15 protein-coding genes are annotated in these 15,879 nt (G+C 73.4%); 7 read left to right on the forward strand and 8 right to left on the reverse strand.

Annotated features, from left to right (window positions below):
• Nucleotides 1–325: 325 nt before the first annotated feature.
• Together ACZ7DY_RS26995 and ACZ7DY_RS27000 are read right to left on the reverse strand one after the other, a co-directional pair.
• Nucleotides 326–1,165 (reverse strand): acyl-CoA dehydrogenase family protein, encoded by an 840-nt coding sequence (locus tag ACZ7DY_RS26995; RefSeq protein ID WP_471139317.1) that lies wholly within the window; start codon nucleotides 1,163–1,165, stop codon nucleotides 326–328.
• Between the two features lie 7 nt (nucleotides 1,166–1,172).
• Nucleotides 1,173–2,315, reverse strand: a complete 1,143-nt coding sequence (locus tag ACZ7DY_RS27000; protein WP_471139320.1) for an acyl-CoA dehydrogenase family protein — start codon at nucleotides 2,313–2,315, stop codon at nucleotides 1,173–1,175.
• 166 nt (nucleotides 2,316–2,481) lie between these two features.
• Between ACZ7DY_RS27000 and ACZ7DY_RS27005 the strand changes: the two genes are divergently transcribed.
• Entirely contained in the window at nucleotides 2,482–4,056 is a 1,575-nt protein-coding gene (locus tag ACZ7DY_RS27005; protein ID WP_471139321.1) for a class I adenylate-forming enzyme family protein, read from the forward strand.
• Between the two features lie 16 nt (nucleotides 4,057–4,072).
• On the opposite strand, the gene ACZ7DY_RS27010 is transcribed toward ACZ7DY_RS27005, so the two are convergent.
• On the reverse strand, nucleotides 4,073–4,585 hold the full coding sequence (locus tag ACZ7DY_RS27010) for an EF-hand domain-containing protein (RefSeq protein WP_471139324.1): 513 nt from the start codon (nucleotides 4,583–4,585) through the stop codon (nucleotides 4,073–4,075).
• Nucleotides 4,586–4,760: 175 nt separating this feature from the next.
• Here ACZ7DY_RS27010 and ACZ7DY_RS27015 point away from each other — a divergent pair, with 175 nt between their 5' ends.
• Together ACZ7DY_RS27015 and ACZ7DY_RS27020 are read left to right on the forward strand one after the other, a co-directional pair.
• Nucleotides 4,761–5,225 carry a hypothetical protein gene (locus ACZ7DY_RS27015; RefSeq protein WP_471139326.1) on the forward strand — a complete coding sequence of 155 codons (465 nt, stop codon included), beginning with the start codon at nucleotides 4,761–4,763 and terminating at the stop codon, nucleotides 5,223–5,225.
• Nucleotides 5,226–5,304: 79 nt separating this feature from the next.
• Entirely contained in the window at nucleotides 5,305–5,679 is a 375-nt protein-coding gene (locus tag ACZ7DY_RS27020) for a VOC family protein (RefSeq protein ID WP_471139329.1), read from the forward strand.
• 24 nt (nucleotides 5,680–5,703) lie between these two features.
• Here ACZ7DY_RS27020 and ACZ7DY_RS27025 read toward each other — a convergent pair whose 3' ends face one another.
• The gene (locus tag ACZ7DY_RS27025) at nucleotides 5,704–6,078 is read right to left on the reverse strand and encodes an STAS domain-containing protein (RefSeq protein WP_471139332.1); all 375 of its coding nucleotides are present in this window, start codon (nucleotides 6,076–6,078) and stop codon (nucleotides 5,704–5,706) included.
• A 314-nt stretch (nucleotides 6,079–6,392) separates the two neighbouring features.
• Here ACZ7DY_RS27025 and ACZ7DY_RS27030 point away from each other — a divergent pair, with 314 nt between their 5' ends.
• Together ACZ7DY_RS27030 and ACZ7DY_RS27035 are read left to right on the forward strand one after the other, a co-directional pair.
• Entirely contained in the window at nucleotides 6,393–6,992 is a 600-nt protein-coding gene (locus ACZ7DY_RS27030; protein WP_471139335.1) for a sigma-70 family RNA polymerase sigma factor, read from the forward strand.
• On the forward strand, nucleotides 6,989–8,281 hold the full coding sequence (locus ACZ7DY_RS27035) for a zf-HC2 domain-containing protein (RefSeq protein ID WP_471139336.1): 1,293 nt from the start codon (nucleotides 6,989–6,991) through the stop codon (nucleotides 8,279–8,281). Before ACZ7DY_RS27030 ends, ACZ7DY_RS27035 begins: the two co-directional genes overlap by 4 nt.
• Nucleotides 8,282–8,294: 13 nt before the next feature.
• On the opposite strand, the gene purU is transcribed toward ACZ7DY_RS27035, so the two are convergent.
• Entirely contained in the window at nucleotides 8,295–9,176 is an 882-nt protein-coding gene (purU, locus tag ACZ7DY_RS27040) for a formyltetrahydrofolate deformylase (protein ID WP_471139338.1), read from the reverse strand.
• Nucleotides 9,177–9,278: 102 nt separating this feature from the next.
• Nucleotides 9,279–9,779, reverse strand: coding sequence for an SCO4402 family protein (locus ACZ7DY_RS27045; RefSeq protein WP_471139339.1), 501 nt, complete (start codon nucleotides 9,777–9,779; stop codon nucleotides 9,279–9,281).
• A 118-nt stretch (nucleotides 9,780–9,897) separates the two neighbouring features.
• On the opposite strand from ACZ7DY_RS27045, the gene ACZ7DY_RS27050 reads away from it, so the two are divergent.
• Complete coding sequence (locus ACZ7DY_RS27050; protein ID WP_471139341.1) at nucleotides 9,898–11,172, forward strand: ABC transporter substrate-binding protein; 1,275 nt, start codon at nucleotides 9,898–9,900, stop codon at nucleotides 11,170–11,172.
• A 39-nt stretch (nucleotides 11,173–11,211) separates the two neighbouring features.
• On the opposite strand, the gene ACZ7DY_RS27055 is transcribed toward ACZ7DY_RS27050, so the two are convergent.
• Both ACZ7DY_RS27055 and ACZ7DY_RS27060 read right to left on the reverse strand, forming a co-directional pair.
• Nucleotides 11,212–13,314 carry a DNA polymerase III subunit gamma/tau domain-containing protein gene (locus ACZ7DY_RS27055; protein WP_471139342.1) on the reverse strand — a complete coding sequence of 701 codons (2,103 nt, stop codon included), beginning with the start codon at nucleotides 13,312–13,314 and terminating at the stop codon, nucleotides 11,212–11,214.
• A gap of 159 nt (nucleotides 13,315–13,473) precedes the next feature.
• Nucleotides 13,474–14,862, reverse strand: coding sequence for a transcriptional regulator (locus tag ACZ7DY_RS27060; protein ID WP_471139344.1), 1,389 nt, complete (start codon nucleotides 14,860–14,862; stop codon nucleotides 13,474–13,476).
• 339 nt (nucleotides 14,863–15,201) lie between these two features.
• Here ACZ7DY_RS27060 and ACZ7DY_RS27065 point away from each other — a divergent pair, with 339 nt between their 5' ends.
• Nucleotides 15,202–15,861, forward strand: coding sequence for a bifunctional DNA primase/polymerase (locus ACZ7DY_RS27065; protein ID WP_471139346.1), 660 nt, complete (start codon nucleotides 15,202–15,204; stop codon nucleotides 15,859–15,861).
• The last annotated feature ends 18 nt before the right edge of the window (nucleotides 15,862–15,879 follow it).

The raw sequence follows: 15,879 nt of genomic DNA on the forward strand, positions 1-15,879 counted from the left end.
CTGTGCGACGCGCACCGCAGGGGGTCGAACAGGCGGGGGCGAAACCCCGCCCTGCGCTGCGAGCGGCGCGCATCGCCGGACCCGGCGCCGCCTCACGGGCAACACCGGCATGGCCCGGCCTCAGAACCACTCGCATCCCACACAAGGTACTAGAGCCGGGCGCCGACTCCATGCCGTGACGAGTCACGCGTAGGACACAACCCGATATCGACGCTCAGTAAGCGTCCGCGTGGACGGGCCCGATCGACGAAACAGCGGATAAAGCGCACTATATCGGACAGACCACTGCCTCACCCGCCGGGTTCCCGGAGCCCCCTCGGCCCCCTCAGAGCGCCGCTGCGAGTTCCTCCTCCGCGTCCCGTGCCGTCCGGCCCAGTTCGGCCCGCACCCAGGCCCGCTTGAGGTGCAGATGGACGTCTGCCTCCCAGGTGAACCCCATGCCGCCGTGCACCTGGAGGCAGTCCCGCGCATTGCGCACGGCCGCGTCGTCGGCCAGCACCTTGGCGGCGCAGGCGTCCAGCGGGTCCCCGGTCACGGCCGCCGCGTAGACCGCGGCGCGGGCCAGCTCGGCCCGGACCAGCATCTCGGCGCAGAGGTGCTGCACCGCCTGGAAGGCGCCGATCGGCCGGCCGAACTGTTCGCGCCGCCGGGCGTGTTGGACGGCCATGTCGCAGGTGCGGGCGGCGCTGCCGAGCTGTTCGGCCGCGTAGAGCAGCGCGCTTCGGGGGAGGCCCCCGGCGTCGGGGACCCGGTGCAGCGGGGTGAGCGGATCGACGGAGCGCAGCGGCACGGCGCCCGTCGTGTCGCCCTGCACCACGTCCGCGCCGTCGAGCCACGGCACGAGGGGGCCGTCGACGGCGGTCACCACGACGTCCCCCGACGCGGCGCCGGGCACGACGCCCGCCGCCAGGAAGGACGCCACCAGCGGGCCAGGGAGCAGCGCGCGGCCCGCCTCCTCGAAGACCAACACGGCCTCCGGGAGGCCGAGTCCGACGCCGCCCTCCGTCTCGGGCAGCGCCAGCGAGAAGAAGCCGGCCTCGCCCAGTTCGTGCCAGAGCGCGCGGTCGATACGGTCCGTGGCGTCACGGAGAGTGAAGCGGCCGGCCAGGAGCTGCCGCATGCCGTCCCGCAAGGCCACCTGTTCTCCGGTCAGTTGGAAGTCCATGGGGTCCTCACCGGCCCTTCGGGAGGCCGAGGATCCGCTCGGCCACGATGTTCCGCTGGATCTGCGAGGTGCCGGCGGCGATCGTGTACGAGAGGGAGGAGAGGCGGTCCAGGACCCAGTCCTGGTCGAGGTCGAGCGCGCCGGCGCCGAGCACCTCGGCGGCGGCGTCGTACAGCTCCTGGCGGGCGTGCGAGTACCGCAGCTTGAAGACCGAGCCGCCCACGCCGGGGACGCCGCCGGTGCGCTGGGCCTCGCTCACGTTCCACTGGGTGAGCCGCCACAGCGCGGCGAACTCGGCGCTCAGCCTGCCCAGCCTGCGGCGCAGCGCCGGATCGTCCCAGCGGCCGTTCCCGCGGGCCTCGCGGGCCAGCTCGCCGAGGACGCGCCGGCAGGCCACCACCTCGCCGACGAAGGCGGTGCCCCGTTCGTAGGAGAGGGTCACCATGGTCACGCGCCAGCCGTCGTTCTCGGCGCCGACGCGGTGGGCGAGGGGCACCCGCACCTCGTCGAGGAACATCTCGGCGAACTCCGTGGACCCGGCGAGCGTGCGCAGCGGCCGTACGGTGATGCCGGGGGTGTCCATCTTCATGGCGAGCCAGGTGATGCCCCGGTGCTTGGGCACGTCCTCGCTGACCGGTGCCGTGCGCACCAGCAGCTCGCACCAGTCGGCGACCTCGGCGTGCGAGGTCCAGATCTTGGAGCCGCTGACCACGTAGTGGTCGCCGTCGCGCCACGCGCGCGTGCGCAGCGACGCGAGGTCGGAGCCCGCGTCGGGTTCGCTGAAGCCCTGGCACCACACCTCGTCGCCGCGGAGCACGGGCGGCAGCCACCGCGCGCGCTGTGCGGGTGTGCCTTCGGAGGCGATGGTCGGGCCCGCGTGCAGCAGGCCGACGAAGTTGGCGCCGACGTAGGGCGCGCCGGCCTTCTCGGTCTCCTCCAGGAAGATGAGCCGCTGGGTGGGGGAGGCGTCCCAGTGGACCTCCCCGTACCCCGCGTCGTAGAGCATGCGCTGCCAGGCGGTGTCGTAGGCACGGCGTCCGGGCCAGTCCCGCGGGGAGGGCTTGGCGGGGAGTTTCGGCAGCACGGCGGTGAGCCAGTCGCGCAGCCCGGCCCGGAAGGCCTCCTCCTCTTCGGTGTACGTGAGGTCCATGCGGCTCCTGCGGTCCGGTTTCGGGAAGGGTTCCGACGCGCGACCTGACGCTCCGTCAGGAGGCAGGCTAGCTCCGCACCCCTGGACCGACAAGGCGCCGGGGCTTACGCTCACCGGACCATCTGACGATCCGTCAGTTATGTTCGTGAGTCCGGGAGGGGTACGCATGGGGGCCGCGCGCAACGAGACCGCGTACGCACTGGGTGACTCCCGCACGCTCTGGGAGCTGATCGCGCGCCGGGCCGCGCTCACCCCCGACCGGCCCGTGCTCGTCCAGTCCGCCGCCGACCCCGCAGACGACCGCACGCTCACCTTCGGCGGGCTGCGCGACCGCGCCGAGCGCGTCGCCGCCGGCCTCCACGCCCTGGGCGTGCGGCCCGGCACCGTCGTCGCCTGGCAGCTGCCCACCCGCATCGAGACCGCCCTGCTCTCCTTCGCCCTCGCCCGCATCGGCGCCGTCCAGTCCCCGCTGATCCCCTTCCACCGCGACCGTGAAGTCGGCTTCGTGCTGCGGGAGTCGGGGGCGGAGTTCTTCGCGGTGCCCGGCGTCTGGCGCGGCTTCGACCACACGGAGATGGCACGCCGCCTCATGCCCGGCGCCGGACCGCGGGTCTTCGAGGCGTACGACTCGCTGCCCGACGGCGACCCGTCCGTCCTGCCACCGCCGCCCTCCGACGGGGAAGCGGTGCGCTGGATCTACTGGACATCGGGCACCACCTCCGACCCCAAGGGCGTCCTGCACACCGACCGTTCACTGATCGCGGGCGGCTCGTGCCTGGCCCACGCCCTGCACCTGACCGAGTCGGACGTCGGCTCGATGGCGTTCCCCTTCGCGCACATCGCGGGCCCCGACTACACCGTGATGCTGCTGCTCTACGGCTTCCCCGCCGTCATGTTCGAGCACTTCGCGCTGCCCGCCGCGCTCGACGGCTACCGGCGGCACGGCGTGACGGTGGCGGGCGGCTCCACGGCCTTCTACTCGATGTTCCTCGCCGAGCAGCGGCGACTGCCGCCGGGCGAACGGCTCATCCCCACCCTCCGCCTCCTCGCCGGTGGCGGCGCGCCCAAACCGCCGGAGATCTACCACGCGGTGGTGCGCGAGATGGGATGTCAGCTCACCCACGGGTACGGCATGACCGAGGTGCCGATGATCACGATGGGCGCGCCGGACGACACCGCGGAGAACCTCGCGACCACCGAGGGGCTGCCGCCGGAAGGCATGGAGATCCGGATCACCGGCGCGGACGGCAAGGAGCTGCCGCCCGGCACGGACGGCGAGGTGCGGCTGCGCGGGGAGGCCGTCTGCCGGGGCTACCTCGATCCGGCGCAGAGCGCCGGCGTCTTCGACGACGACGGCTTCCTCATCACCGGGGACCTGGGCCACCTCCGGGAGAGCGGCCATCTGGTCCTCACCGGCCGGGCCAAGGACATCATCATCCGCAAGGGCGAGAACATCTCCGCCAAGGAGATCGAGGATCTCCTCCACGGGCATCCGGCCGTCGGCGACGCGGCCATCATCGGGCTCCCCGACCCCGAGCGCGGCGAACGCGTCTGCGCCGTCATCGAACAGGCTGCGGGCGCAGGGGAGTTGACGCTCGGGGAGGTCACCTCGTACCTGCGCGGGGAAGGCCTCGCCACCTACAAGCTGCCGGAGCAGCTGGAGCTGGTCGAGGCGCTCCCCCGCAACGAGACGCTGCGCAAGGTCCTCAAGTACAAGCTGCGCGAGCGGTTCTCCGCCTGACGCGGACCGTCCCGTCCTACTCCGGGACCGTGAAGTACTGCGCGAAGGCCGTCACGACCTCCTGCTCGGTGACCCGGCCGTCGCCGTCCGCGTCCAGGGCGGCGGCCACCTGGCCCGCGACGTCTTGGGGCACGCCGAGCGCCTTGAGCGCGCGGCCGGCCGCCTCGGGGGTCACCGCGCCGTCCGCGTCGGCGCCGGCGACGGTGAGGCCCGCGTCCAGGAACGGGCGGGCGATCTCCGCGAACCGGCCGGGGTTGTCCCGCAGCCGCTTCACGGCGCCGCCCACGAACTCGTCCCGGGTGATCCGCTGGTCCCCGTCGCGGTCCGCGATGCCGGCCATGCCCTGCCAGAACGCCTCGGCCCCGATGTAGAGGGCCTGGCCGTGCTCGGACCGCGCGGGCGCGTCGAACTCGGCGCACAGCGCGGCCGCCGCCGTGCTGAAGTCCTCACGGGAGATGTAGCCGTTGCCGTCCTGGTCGAAGGTGGCGAACCGGGCCGCGATCCTACGCTCGTACTCGGCACTGTCCATGATCTTCGGGCCGCCTCACTTCCGCGGTTGGGTGGTTGCTCGTGGGGTGGGTCTCCCCGGCAGCGAGCGTACGTCCTGACGGGTACCCGCAGGCGGGAAAGAGATGGTTGTGTCAGGACCGCCGAGATTCCGGGACAAGGGTGTGGCACGGGTGTGATGTGCTGCACTGTCGGGCGTGGAAGCGGTTGCGGCGAGTGTCATAGCGGTACTTGGGACTCTTCTGGGAGCGGGGCTCACCCACTCCTTCCAGCGGAGGGCGATCGAGCGGACGGAGCGGTTCACGCGCGGCGAGCGGCTGCGCCAGGAACGGATCGACGCGTACTGCGCGTACGCGGGGGCGCTGGTCAACTACCGGCGGCTGCTGGTCGACCGCTGGTTCAACAGGGCCGAGCGGCGCCACGAGGAGAGCGAGGAGACCCGTTTCCGGTCGTACGAGATGCGGTCGGAGGCGCAGGAGGCGCTGTTCCGGGTGCAGTTGCTGACCAGCGACGACGAGCTGGTCCGGCTGGCGTGGGAGACCCTCGACCAGGTGGCCGACGTGCACCGGGCCGAGGACAGGGACGCGCTCGCCGAGCGGCGCCGCGTCTCGCGCGATGCCATCAACTCCTTTGTGACGGCGGCCAAACGGCACGTCTCGTGAGTCTCTGACGTCATCCGCGTACGACGACATGATCGGCGCGCGCAGGCGTGCGGGCCGGGTTCGCGGGCAAGGGAGTGGCATGACTGCGACACTCGGTGGCTATGTGCTCGGCACGCCCGACCCGCCCGCCCTGGCCGACTTCTACCGCGCCCTGCTGGGCTGGCAGGAGGCCGAGCGGGAGCCGGAGTGGGTCCGCCTGCGGCCGGCGGGCGAGGAGCGCCCCTGCCTCAGCTTCCAGCTGGAGAGCGACCACACGCCCCCGGTCTGGCCCCAGGGCCCCGGCACCCAGCAGATGCAGGCGCACCTGGATCTGGCGGTCGACGACCTGGACGCGGAGACCGAGCGGGCCCGCGCCCTGGGCGCGACGGTCGAGGAGCACCAGCCGCAGAAGGACGTACGGGTCCTGCGCGACCCGCACGGCCACCCGTTCTGCCTCTTCCGGCAGGACGCCTGACCGGGCCCGGGGAGCGGACGTGTCCTAGGCGGAGAGCGGGGTCGCGCCGTCGTCGAGTGCGGCCGGCACGTCGGGGAAGACCTCGAAGAGGCGGCGTACGCCGAGGGCGGCGAGGACCCGGTTGACGTGGGAGCCGTCCTCGGCACCCTGCGCGGGCAGTATCAGCCGCAGATGGCCCTGGAAGGAGCGGATCAGCCGCCGCGTGGCGATCAGCACGCCGACGCCGCTGGAGTCGCAGAACAGCACTTCGGAGAGGTCGAGGACGATGCGCCTGCGGCCGTCGGCCACGGCCTCGTGCACGCGCTGGCGCAGCACGGGCGAGGTCAGCAGGTCCATCTCGCCGGAGACGCACAGCACGGCCCAGCCGGCCTGTTCGCCCACCGTCACCTTGAGCGTCACGCGCCACGCCTCTCGCTCGCCCTGCTGTCCCTGTACTCGCCCTGCTGTCCGCGGACCGGAGCGCGCTGCCCCGGCATGATCCGGAAGCAGTCCCTACGTTTCGTTCTGCTTCAGCTGCCCCACCACTCCCCCATGAAACACCAGTGGGCTCCCGTCAATATCATCCGGTCTCCGACAAGGGGCGCACTTTGCCGCAAACCGAAGCCCGCCGTCAGCGGCGCCGATTACATTCGATGCGGCGTCAGAGACACGGAGCGCCGTACGGGAAGTACCGTCGAAGAAGGCAGAACAGGGCAAGCGCACGAGGGGGCCGCATGCCGAAGGACGCGCCGCGGCGCTGGGACCGCCGGATGCAGCAGCGGCTGGCGCACGGGGAGGCCGCCGCGCTCGGCGAGCTCTACGACCGCTTCGCCTCGCTCGTGCACAGCCTCGCCCACCGCGTCCTCGGCGACGAGCGCGCCGCCGACCGCATCACCCGCGAGGTCTTCACCCACGTCTGGGAGAACCCCGACGCGTACGACCCGAGGCAGGGCCCGCTGCGCTCCTGGATCGCCACGCTCACGCACCGGCAGGCCGTCCGCAGGCTCCGCCAGACCGAGTCCGCCGCCCTCGCCCGCGGCGGCGAGGGCACCACGGAGGACCTGGAGCGCAAGGTGCGCAGGGCCTCCGCCGCCGCCCGCGCGGACTACATCGTCACCGCCATGCCCACCCCGCTGCGGGCCGCCCTGGAGCTCGCGTACTTCCAGCGCCGCGACTACCGCCAGACCGCCGCCGACCTCGGCGTCACCGAGGACGAGGCCCGCCGCAGGCTCCGGCTCGGCCTGCAGCTGCTCTCCACGGCCAACGACACCGCGGCCGCATCCTCCACCGGCATGGCCCGGGGCACCTCCCCCGGCCCCGGGACAGCGCTGTGACCGGCTCCGACAACGCCGGGGGCGGCACCGCGGGCGACCCGCACGAGACCGAGGCGGGCCCGCGCATACCGATGCCCCGCTCCTCCGTCGAGGACACCGGACGGCCCGTGCCCGACCCGCCGCCCACGGCCGCGCCCCTCGTCCTCGAGCACCCCGTCCTGAAGTCCCTCCTCGGCGCCTGGGCACTCTCCGCCTGCTCCGCCGACGAGGCCACCGCCGTCGAGGAGCACCTGGGCGACTGCGGGCCCTGCGCCGAAGAGGCGCTGCGGCTGCGCGACGCCGTCGGACTTCTCCACCCCGAGGAGAGCCTCGACCTCGACCCGGGCCTGCGCACCCGCGTCCTGGAGAGCTGCCTCGGCCGCCGCCCGCCGCGCATCCCGGTCCCCGAGTGGGCCGTCCCGTACGACGCGGAGACCGCCCGCCTCGACGCGCTCCTTCAGGACATCGCCGACGTGGAGTGGCACGCCCCGGTGCGGCTGCGCTGGTTCGACGGGGACGGCCCGGTCAGCAGGAAGACCACCGTGGCCGGCGTCATCGCGCATCTCCTCGCGGTCGACGGCATGGTCGGGCTGGCCCTGGGGCTCGACGACCCGCTCGGCACCGACGTCCGGGTCCCGCGGGACCCCGGCCACCGCACCGAGGCGTACTGGCGCGCGTCGTACTTCCCGCCCACCCGCGCCGTGCGCACCCCCTGGCGCGAGCAGACCCACGACCTGACCCGCACGGTCTCGTTCGCCGGTGACGGCTCCGGCCGCCTCCCCGTGCCGTACGGCACCGTGGCCGTGCCCGGCGGCGGCGCGGGCCCCGAGGCGCACGAGACCGTCGAACTGCCGCTGCGCGACTCGATGGTGGACCGCGCCTTCGAGTGCTGGATCCACGCGGGCGACATCGCGGCCGCCGTCGACTATCCGTACGCGCCGCCCGCGCCCCGGCACCTCCACCACATGATCGACCTCGCCGCGCGGCTGCTCCCCGGCACTCTCGCCGGGCGCCGCCGCTCCGGGCTCGCCGCGCCGCCCCGCCATCTGGTGGCGGCGGGCGCGCCGGGCCGCAGCCTGCGCCTGGAGATCGAGGGGCTCGGCGGCGGCGAGTGGCTCATCCCGCTCGACTCGCCGGCGGCGAGGGCCTCCCGCGAGCGCGAGGTGGCCCATGTGGCGCTCGACGGCGTGGAGTTCTGCCGGCTGGCCGCAGGACACGTCTCCCCGGAGGAGGCGGCCGCGGGTCAGGACGGCGACCGCGAGGCCATCCGCGACGTGCTGTTCGCGGCGGCCTCGCTGAGCCGGATGTAGGGGGGCCGGGTCCTCAGGCGAAGACGACCGTGCGGCGGCCGTTCAGCAGGATCCGGCGCTCCGCGTGCCACTTCACGGCGCGCGCCAGCGCCTGGCACTCCACGTCCCGGCCGATCGCGACGAGCTGGTCGGGGGTGACGCCGTGGCCGACCCGCTCGACCTCCTGCTCGATGATCGGGCCCTCGTCGAGGTCGGCCGTCACGTAGTGCGCGGTCGCGCCGATCAGCTTCACACCGCGCGCGTGCGCCTGGTGGTACGGCTTCGCGCCCTTGAAGCTCGGCAGGAACGAGTGGTGGATGTTGATGATCCGCCCGCTCAGCTCCTTGCATAGGTCGTCCGAGAGCACCTGCATGTAGCGGGCGAGGACGACGAGCTCCACCCGCTCCTCGCGCACGATCTCCAGCAGCCGCGCCTCGGCCTGCGGCTTGCTGTCCCTGGTCACCGGGATGTGGTGGAAGGGGATGTCGTACGAGGCGACGAGCTCGGCGAAGTCCGTGTGGTTGGAGACGACCGCGGCGATCTCCACGGGCAGCGCGCCGATCCGGGAGCGGAACAACAGGTCGTTCAGGCAGTGCCCGAACTTCGACACGAGCAGGACGACCCGCATCTTGTCCTCGGCGCGGTGGATCTGCCAGTCCATGTGGAAGGAGTCGCCGATCGCGGCGAAGCTCGCCCGCAGCTTGTCGACGGTCACCGGCGCCTCGGCCGAGAAGTGCACCCGCATGAAGAACAGTCCGGTGTCGTGGTCGCCGAACTGCTGACTGTCCTCGATGTTGCAGCCGGTCATGAAGAGGTAGCTCGACACGGCGTGCACGATGCCCTGCTTGTCGGGGCAGGAGAGGGTGAGGACGTACTGCTCAGCGGGGGCGGCGGGGGCGGTGGACTGCTCGTTCATGCCGCCAAGGTTCCCACAGCGAAGACCGCGGAGGGCAATCGTCCCGCCGGTCGGACGGTCGCGCGGACAGCTGGTCGGACGGTGTGACGGGCGGTCGGGCCGTCAGGCGGACCGCGTCAGGATCCGCAGCACCTCGAGAGTCTTCGGCGGCTCGTCCGGGTCCTCCCCGTCGCCCGCCGCCAGGCGTACGTGCGCGTCGCGCGCCGCGCGGACCGCCTCGGGCCACCCCGGGTGTTCCAGGTAGACGGAGACCTGCGCGTCGGGCCCGACCTCGTGCATGATCCGCAGGACCCGCAGCACGGCCGTGTCGACGAGGGCCGCCTCCTGCGGGTCGCGGAAGATGGTGCCCACGTACTTCTCGGCGGACCAGTTGTCGAGCCAGGTGTCCTCGACGAGCCGGTACACCGCGTCGGTCACGTCCCCGTACTCCTCGCGGCCCGCGAGCCAGCACTCCCGCTGGAAGGCGGGGTCGGAGAGCATGTGCAGCGCCGAGCGCACGTTGCTGCGCCAGCGCCACCACGGCATGTCGTTGGTCGGCATGCCACCCATGGTGCTGGAGCGACGGCCGCGACGGGAAGAGTTCTCCGAACCTTGCACGGTCATGGATCGTACGTTCCCATCCCGCCCACCCGAACCGGACCCCGCCCGTTCACCTTCATGTCACTGTCCGTTGAACGCACGTCACTCCACGGTTGGCCGCGCAGCGGAATCGTGCAGGGACATGACCGGCTGGCGACGCACTCCCCTCCCCCGCCCCACCCGTACCGCTCTGCTCTCCGCGGCCGCCGTGGCGGCGTGTACGTCCCTGATATCCGGTTGCGGGGTCATCCCTGGCACCACGGGGGGTACCAGGGACGACCCCATCACCGTCATGACCTGGGCGCCCGAGAAGACCAAGGCCACCAACAAGCCGGGCGTGCCCGCCATGGCGCAGGCGTACGCGCGCTGGGTCAACGCGCACGGCGGCATCGACGGCCACGAGCTGAAGGTCCTCACCTGCAACGACCACAACGACCCGGTGGGCGCCGCGGAGTGCGCGCGCGAGGCCGTCGACAACGACGTGGTGGCGGTCGTCGGCGCCTACAGCCAGCACGGCAGCTCCTTCCTCGCGCCGCTGGAGGGCGCCGGCATCCCCTACATCGGCGGCTACGGCATCACCGACGACGAGTTCAGCAGCCCGCTCTCCTACCCGGTCAACGGCGGTGAGCCGGCCCTCCTCGCCGGCAACGGCCGCCAGCTCGCCGCCCGCTGCGACCGCGTCTCCCTCGTCCGGCCCGACACCCTCGCCGGGGACGAGCTGCCCAAGCTCCTCAACCAGGGGCTCGCCGACGGCCACCACAAGCCGGTCGCGGACATCCGGGCCCCCGAGGACGGCACCGACCTCACCCCGCAGGCCGAGCAGGCGCTGAGGGCCGCGGGCGCCGACGACGGCTGCGTCACCGCCGCGCTCGGGGCGCGCACCGACACCTTCTACGACTCGTTCCGCCGCACCAGGAAGGAGTATCCGCCGGTACGGATCTCCTCGGTGCTCGGCAGCGTCGACCAGTCCCTCGTCGACCGCACCGGCGGCGCGAGCGGCCCCTACGAAGGGGCGTACGTCACCGGCTGGTACCCGGCGACTGGCGACCCCCGGTGGAACCGGATGCGCGAGGTCATCCGCGAGCAGGCGTTCGGCGACAACCGGGTCGACCCGGCGGACGCGGGCGTGCAGACGACGTGGGTCGCGTACACCGTCCTGAAGCAGGTCGTGGAGTCGCTCGACGGCGGCGAGGTGTCGTCCCGCACCGTGCGCCGCGCCCTCGACGGGGGTCTGCGGGTCACGACGGGCGGCCTCACGCCGACGCTGAGCTGGCGCTTCGAGGACCTGCTCGCGGCGAGCGAGTTCCCGCGCCTGATCAACTCGGGCGTCACCTTCCAGGTGGTGCGGGACGGCCGGCTCGTCCCGGCCCGCGAGGGCTTCGTGAACGTGGAGAAGACCCTGGAGCAGACGGTGTGACGGACGGGCCGGGTGTGACGGACGGGCCGGCGCCGTCCGTCAGAGCTGGGTCCTGGTCCGCTCGGTCAGGTGGTACTTGCGGGCGATCGCGTTCCAGTGGTTCGCGGCCTGCTCCTTGGAGGTCGTCGCCGCGTTGCTCTGCTTGTTGCCCGCGACCGTCTGCGAGGTGGGGCGGGCGTGGCCCTTGTGGCAGCCCTTCTTGCCCGCGACCTGGTCCGCCCACGCCGCGTAGTGGTTGTCGGCCGCCGCGGAGGCCTTCCACGCCCTGTTGAGGGCGGCGGTCAGCCGGTCGTTGGCAGGGAGCTTGTCGACCTTCAGGGCGGCGAGCCGGGTCACCAGGCCGTTGCGCTGCCGGGCCGCGCCGCGCAGGTCCTTCGCGGCCTGGCCGAGGTTCTGGCACTTGCCCACGTTGCGCACGGAGGCGATGACCGTGTCACGGCTGTTGTTGCTGTCGGCAAGGAGCCGGTCGAGGGCGACGGCCTGCTCCTTGGCGGGGTCGGCGGCCGGCGAGGGCCGCTCGTCGGGGTCGGTGGAGGCGGAGACCGGCTTGCCCTCGTCCTGTGTCTCGTCGTCGTCCCCGCCGCCGGAGCTGAGCAGCGCGCCCGCGCCGATGCCGAGCACCGCGATGCCGACGCCGACCGCGGCGATCAGCGGCACCTTCGAACCGGTGCGGCCGCCGCGCCGCCCGCCGCCGCTGCCGCGCCCGTTGCCGGCGGGCTCGGGGACGGGTACGGGGCCCTGGGCCTGGACGCGGGGCATCTGCTGGGTGGCGGCGGGGCCTTCGGCCTCCGGCTCGGTGCGGAAGAGGCTGTCGAACTCGGCGGGCGGCTGCCGGTCGCCGGGGGCGCCGGGGCGTATGCCGTACGGCGCCGCGGCGGGCTCGGGCGGCGCGGTGCGCTCCGCCGGACCCGGCCCCGCGGGGCCGTTGCCGCCGGGGATGGGCGCGATGTACTGGGTGGGGTCGCTGTCGGACGCGGCGCCGGGCGCGGGGGTGCGGCCGAGGAACTGCGTGGCGTCGCCGGTGGGAGCCTCGGGCGGCAGGGCGCCGGGTCCCACCGGGGGTATGTACTGCGTGGCCTGCTCGTCACCGCCGGTCCCGGCGGCGGGCACGGGGGCGATGAACTGGGTGGCCTGCTCGTCACCGCCGGCCGGGGTGGCGGGCACGGGGGCGATGTACTGGGTGGCCTCGCTGTCGGAGGGTGCGCCCGGCGCCGCGACGGGCGGCAGCGGCAGGCTGGGCGGGGCCGCGGCGGCGGGCGGCAGCGGCTGTCGGGTGTGGGGCGCGGCGTGCGCGCCCGGTCTCGAGCGCGGCCCCGCGGAGGCGTCCTGCCCCTGCTGCGGCGCAGCGTGAGCGCCGTGCGCCGCCTGCGCCCCGTGCGCGCCCTGCCCCTGCGGACCGGGGTACGCGGAGTCGCCGGGGGCCGGCACCGGCGCGACACCGGACGCCCGATGCGAGCCGTGCCGGGTCCGGTCACCGTAGGCGGGGCCACCCCGACCGTCCGGGCCAGGGGCCTGCGGACCCGCGTGTCCCGGGTGGCCCGGGTGGCCCTGGTGACCCGGCTGACCCGGGAAGTCCTGCTGGCCCGACTGGCTCGGATAGTCCTGCTGACCCTGCTGACCCGGGTAGGCCTGCTGATCCGACTGCCCCTGCTGCCCTGAGTAACCCTGCTGACCGGCCCGCCCCGGCTGCTGGCCCGGGCCGTATCCCTGGCCCGCGGAGTGCTGGGCCCCGTACTGCTGGGCCTCGTACTGCTGGTCGCCGTATCCCTGGCCCCCGTACTGCTGCTGTCCCCCGTACCCCTGGCCGCCTCCGTACGAGGCGTCGGGGGCGCCCGTGGGGGCGTAGCCGCCGTACTGCGAGGGCTGGGCCGGGGGCGTGTTCTCGGCCGGGAGGGGCTGGGCCGTGGGGCGCTGCGGGGGTGTGGTCCACTCCTGGCCCTGGCCGGGCGGGGGGCCGGCCTCCTCGGGGCCCCAGGGGCGGCCCCAGGGGCTGCCGCCCGCCGGGGCGCTGTGCCCGCCCGTAGTGCCGGGGAACAGCGGCTCGCTGCCGTCCGCGGGCAGCACGACGCCCTCGTGGGCGGGCCGGGCCGCGGGCTGCTGCGGATCGGAGGAAGCAGCGCCCTGACCGCTCTGCTGCGTCACCGGGACTCCTACATATGGGGGACCTACGGAACCGTCGGGTCACGCTACCGGGTCGCCACATACCTCTGCCACGCAGCCAGGACCGCCGCCCCGCGCCCGGCGGCGGCAGTAACGAATCCTCCTCCGCCGGCGCTGTTCACGGGGACGCGCGCGGGCTCCTCACGCCGCCTGGACGTCGAGGCGCGCCCCGAACTCCCGTACCACCGGCTCCTCCCGGTAGGGCTCCAGGCGGTCCTGGAGGTCCTCCAGGTACTCCGCGCCGCGGTTGGACCGCAGGGTGCCGAGCAGTTCGACGGCCTTCAGGCCCGTGTGGCAGGCCTGTTCGACCTCGCGCTTCTGCACCTGCGCCGTGGCCAGCAGGACCAGGCCGATCGCCCGGCGCCGCGCCCGGGTCTCCGGGTGCCCGTCCAGGGACTCCTGGGCGCTGCGCGCCGCCGCGTCGGCCTGGCCCAGGTCCCGGTGACAATGCGCCATTTCATCGGCCAGATACGCATGGTCGAAGTGCCGGATCCACACCGGGTCGTCGCCGGAGCCGGCCTCTCCGGAGGCCCGGTCCATCGCCTCGACCGCACGCCCCGCCACGACTTGGGTGGACCGCGCGTCGCCGAGCAGCGCGTGCCCGCGCGCCTCGGCCGCGTAGAACATCGCCTGCGCGCGGGGCGTGACCCTGCCGCGCGTCCCCTCCTGGGCGGCCCGCGCCAGCTGCGCGATCTCGCGCGGGTTGCCGAGCTGGGCGGCGAGATGGCTCATCGAGGCGGCCAGCACGTATCCGCCGTATCCCCGGTCGCCCGCCGCCTGGGCGAGCCGGAGCGCCTGGATGTAGTAGCGCTGGGCGAGGCCCGGCTGCCCCGTGTCGACCGCCATGTATCCGGCGAGTTCGGTCAACCGCGCGACGGCGGCGAAGAGTTCGCGTCCGACCGCTTCCCGGTAGGAGCCCGCGAGCAGTCCGGAGACGACGGAGTTGAGGTAGTGCACGACGACCGGCCGCACGTGTCCGCTGCCGAACCGGTGGTCGAGCTGGGTCAGCGCCTCCGTCATCGCCTTGACGGCCTCGACGTCGGACATGCCGACGCGCGGCCCGGCGGTCCGGCCGACCTGCGAGTCCGGCGAGGAGATCAGCCAGTCCCTGCTGGGTTCGACGAGCGCGGAGGCGGCCACGGACGACCCGGAGAGGAAGTCGCGGCGGCCCACGTCGCTGCGCCACAGCTCGCAGACCTGCTCGATGGCGCCGAGGACGGTCGGCGAGAACTGGAGCCCCACGCCGGAGGCGAGGTTCTTGCCGTTCGCCATGCCGATCTCGTCGATGGTGACGGTCCGGCCGAGTTTGCGGCCGAGTGCTTCCGCGATGATGCCGGGGGCCCGCCCGCGCGGCTGCTGCCCGCGCAGCCACCGGGCCACCGACGTCTTGTCGTAGCGCAGGTCGAGTCCGTGTTCCGCGCCGCACATGTTGACCCGGCGGGCGAGTCCGGCGTTGGAACAGCCGGCTTCCTGGATGAGCGCCTGCAGCCTTTCGTTGGGCTGTCGTGCGACGAGCGGCCTGGCGGCCATGGCGAACCCCCTGTGTGCACCGTGGACCATCGGAACGGGCGGCCGCGGTGGACCGCCTCAGGATGATCAATGCCCTTGGGGCAAGGCGAAGATGCGCCACAAAAGAAGCAAAAGAAGCCATAAAGAACTACAAGCACATATCTGTGCGGACCTGACGGGTCCCCGGGCTTCCTCCGAGGCGTCCTCTGATTGCCCTTGACCTGGCTACCCGCCCCCGGATGCCAATCCCCATGCGCGCCCCCACCCGTGCACCCATGCGCCCCGCTCGCAGGATCGATGCTCCTCCCCCGCCCACGCGTGCGCCCGTAACCCGAGGTGGCACCGGGAGTTGAGAACTGCGTGGAAGAGACCATCGGAGTCACGTCAGCCGCGCAGATCCCGAAGCAGCGCGGAGAGGCCTTGCTGGACACGGCCGTGCGATACGCGGAGGAGCGCCACTGGGACGTGTTCCCCGGCACCTGGCTCGAGTCGGTCGACGGCGTCGAGCGGTGCTCGTGCGGGGACCCGGCGTGCGAGGCGCCCGGCGCGCACCCGGCCCGCGAGGACTGGGCGACCCAGGCCACCGGCAGCGCGACCGTGGCCCGCAGGCTCTGGCAGAAGCAGGGCAACGCCTCGATCCTGCTCCCCACCGGGCGTACCTTCGACGCGATCGACGTGCCCGAGACCGCCGGTTTCCTCGCGCTCGCCCGGATGGAGCGGATGGAGCTCACGCTCGGCCCGGTGACCTGCACCCCCAACCGCCGCATGCAGTTCTTCGTGCTGCCCGGCGCCACCGCCAAGGTGCCCGATCTCGTGCGCAAGCTGGGCTGGCCGCCCGCCGCCATCGACCTGGTCCCGTTCGGCGAGGGCACCTACGTCGCCGCCCCGCCCACGCGGTACGGCGCGATCGGCGCGGTCCAGTGGGCGTGCAGGCCCACCGCCGCCAACCGCTGGCTGCCCGACGCGGAGGAGATCATCTCGCCGCTGGCGTACGCGTGCGGCAGGGAAGCGCGCCGCTGACCCCTCGTCACCCCGGGG

It is taken from the genome of Streptomyces sp. NPDC037013 (genome assembly GCF_055607265.1).

What these genes read in the sequence shown, in the direction of transcription:
- ACZ7DY_RS27030 (WP_471139335.1), top strand. Translation starts at nt 6,393, where the DNA reads ATGCCGAAGGACGCGCCGCGGCGCTGGGACCGCCGGATGCAGCAGCGG.
- ACZ7DY_RS27050 (WP_471139341.1), top strand. Translation starts at nt 9,898, where the DNA reads ATGACCGGCTGGCGACGCACTCCCCTCCCCCGCCCCACCCGTACCGCT.
- purU (WP_471139338.1), bottom strand. Translation starts at nt 9,176, where the DNA reads ATGAACGAGCAGTCCACCGCCCCCGCCGCCCCCGCTGAGCAGTACGTC.
- ACZ7DY_RS27020 (WP_471139329.1), top strand. Translation starts at nt 5,305, where the DNA reads ATGACTGCGACACTCGGTGGCTATGTGCTCGGCACGCCCGACCCGCCC.
- ACZ7DY_RS27005 (WP_471139321.1), top strand. Translation starts at nt 2,482, where the DNA reads ATGGGGGCCGCGCGCAACGAGACCGCGTACGCACTGGGTGACTCCCGC.
- ACZ7DY_RS26995 (WP_471139317.1), bottom strand. Translation starts at nt 1,165, where the DNA reads ATGGACTTCCAACTGACCGGAGAACAGGTGGCCTTGCGGGACGGCATG.
- ACZ7DY_RS27000 (WP_471139320.1), bottom strand. Translation starts at nt 2,315, where the DNA reads ATGGACCTCACGTACACCGAAGAGGAGGAGGCCTTCCGGGCCGGGCTG.
- ACZ7DY_RS27045 (WP_471139339.1), bottom strand. Translation starts at nt 9,779, where the DNA reads ATGACCGTGCAAGGTTCGGAGAACTCTTCCCGTCGCGGCCGTCGCTCC.
- ACZ7DY_RS27010 (WP_471139324.1), bottom strand. Translation starts at nt 4,585, where the DNA reads ATGGACAGTGCCGAGTACGAGCGTAGGATCGCGGCCCGGTTCGCCACC.
- ACZ7DY_RS27060 (WP_471139344.1), bottom strand. Translation starts at nt 14,862, where the DNA reads ATGGCCGCCAGGCCGCTCGTCGCACGACAGCCCAACGAAAGGCTGCAG.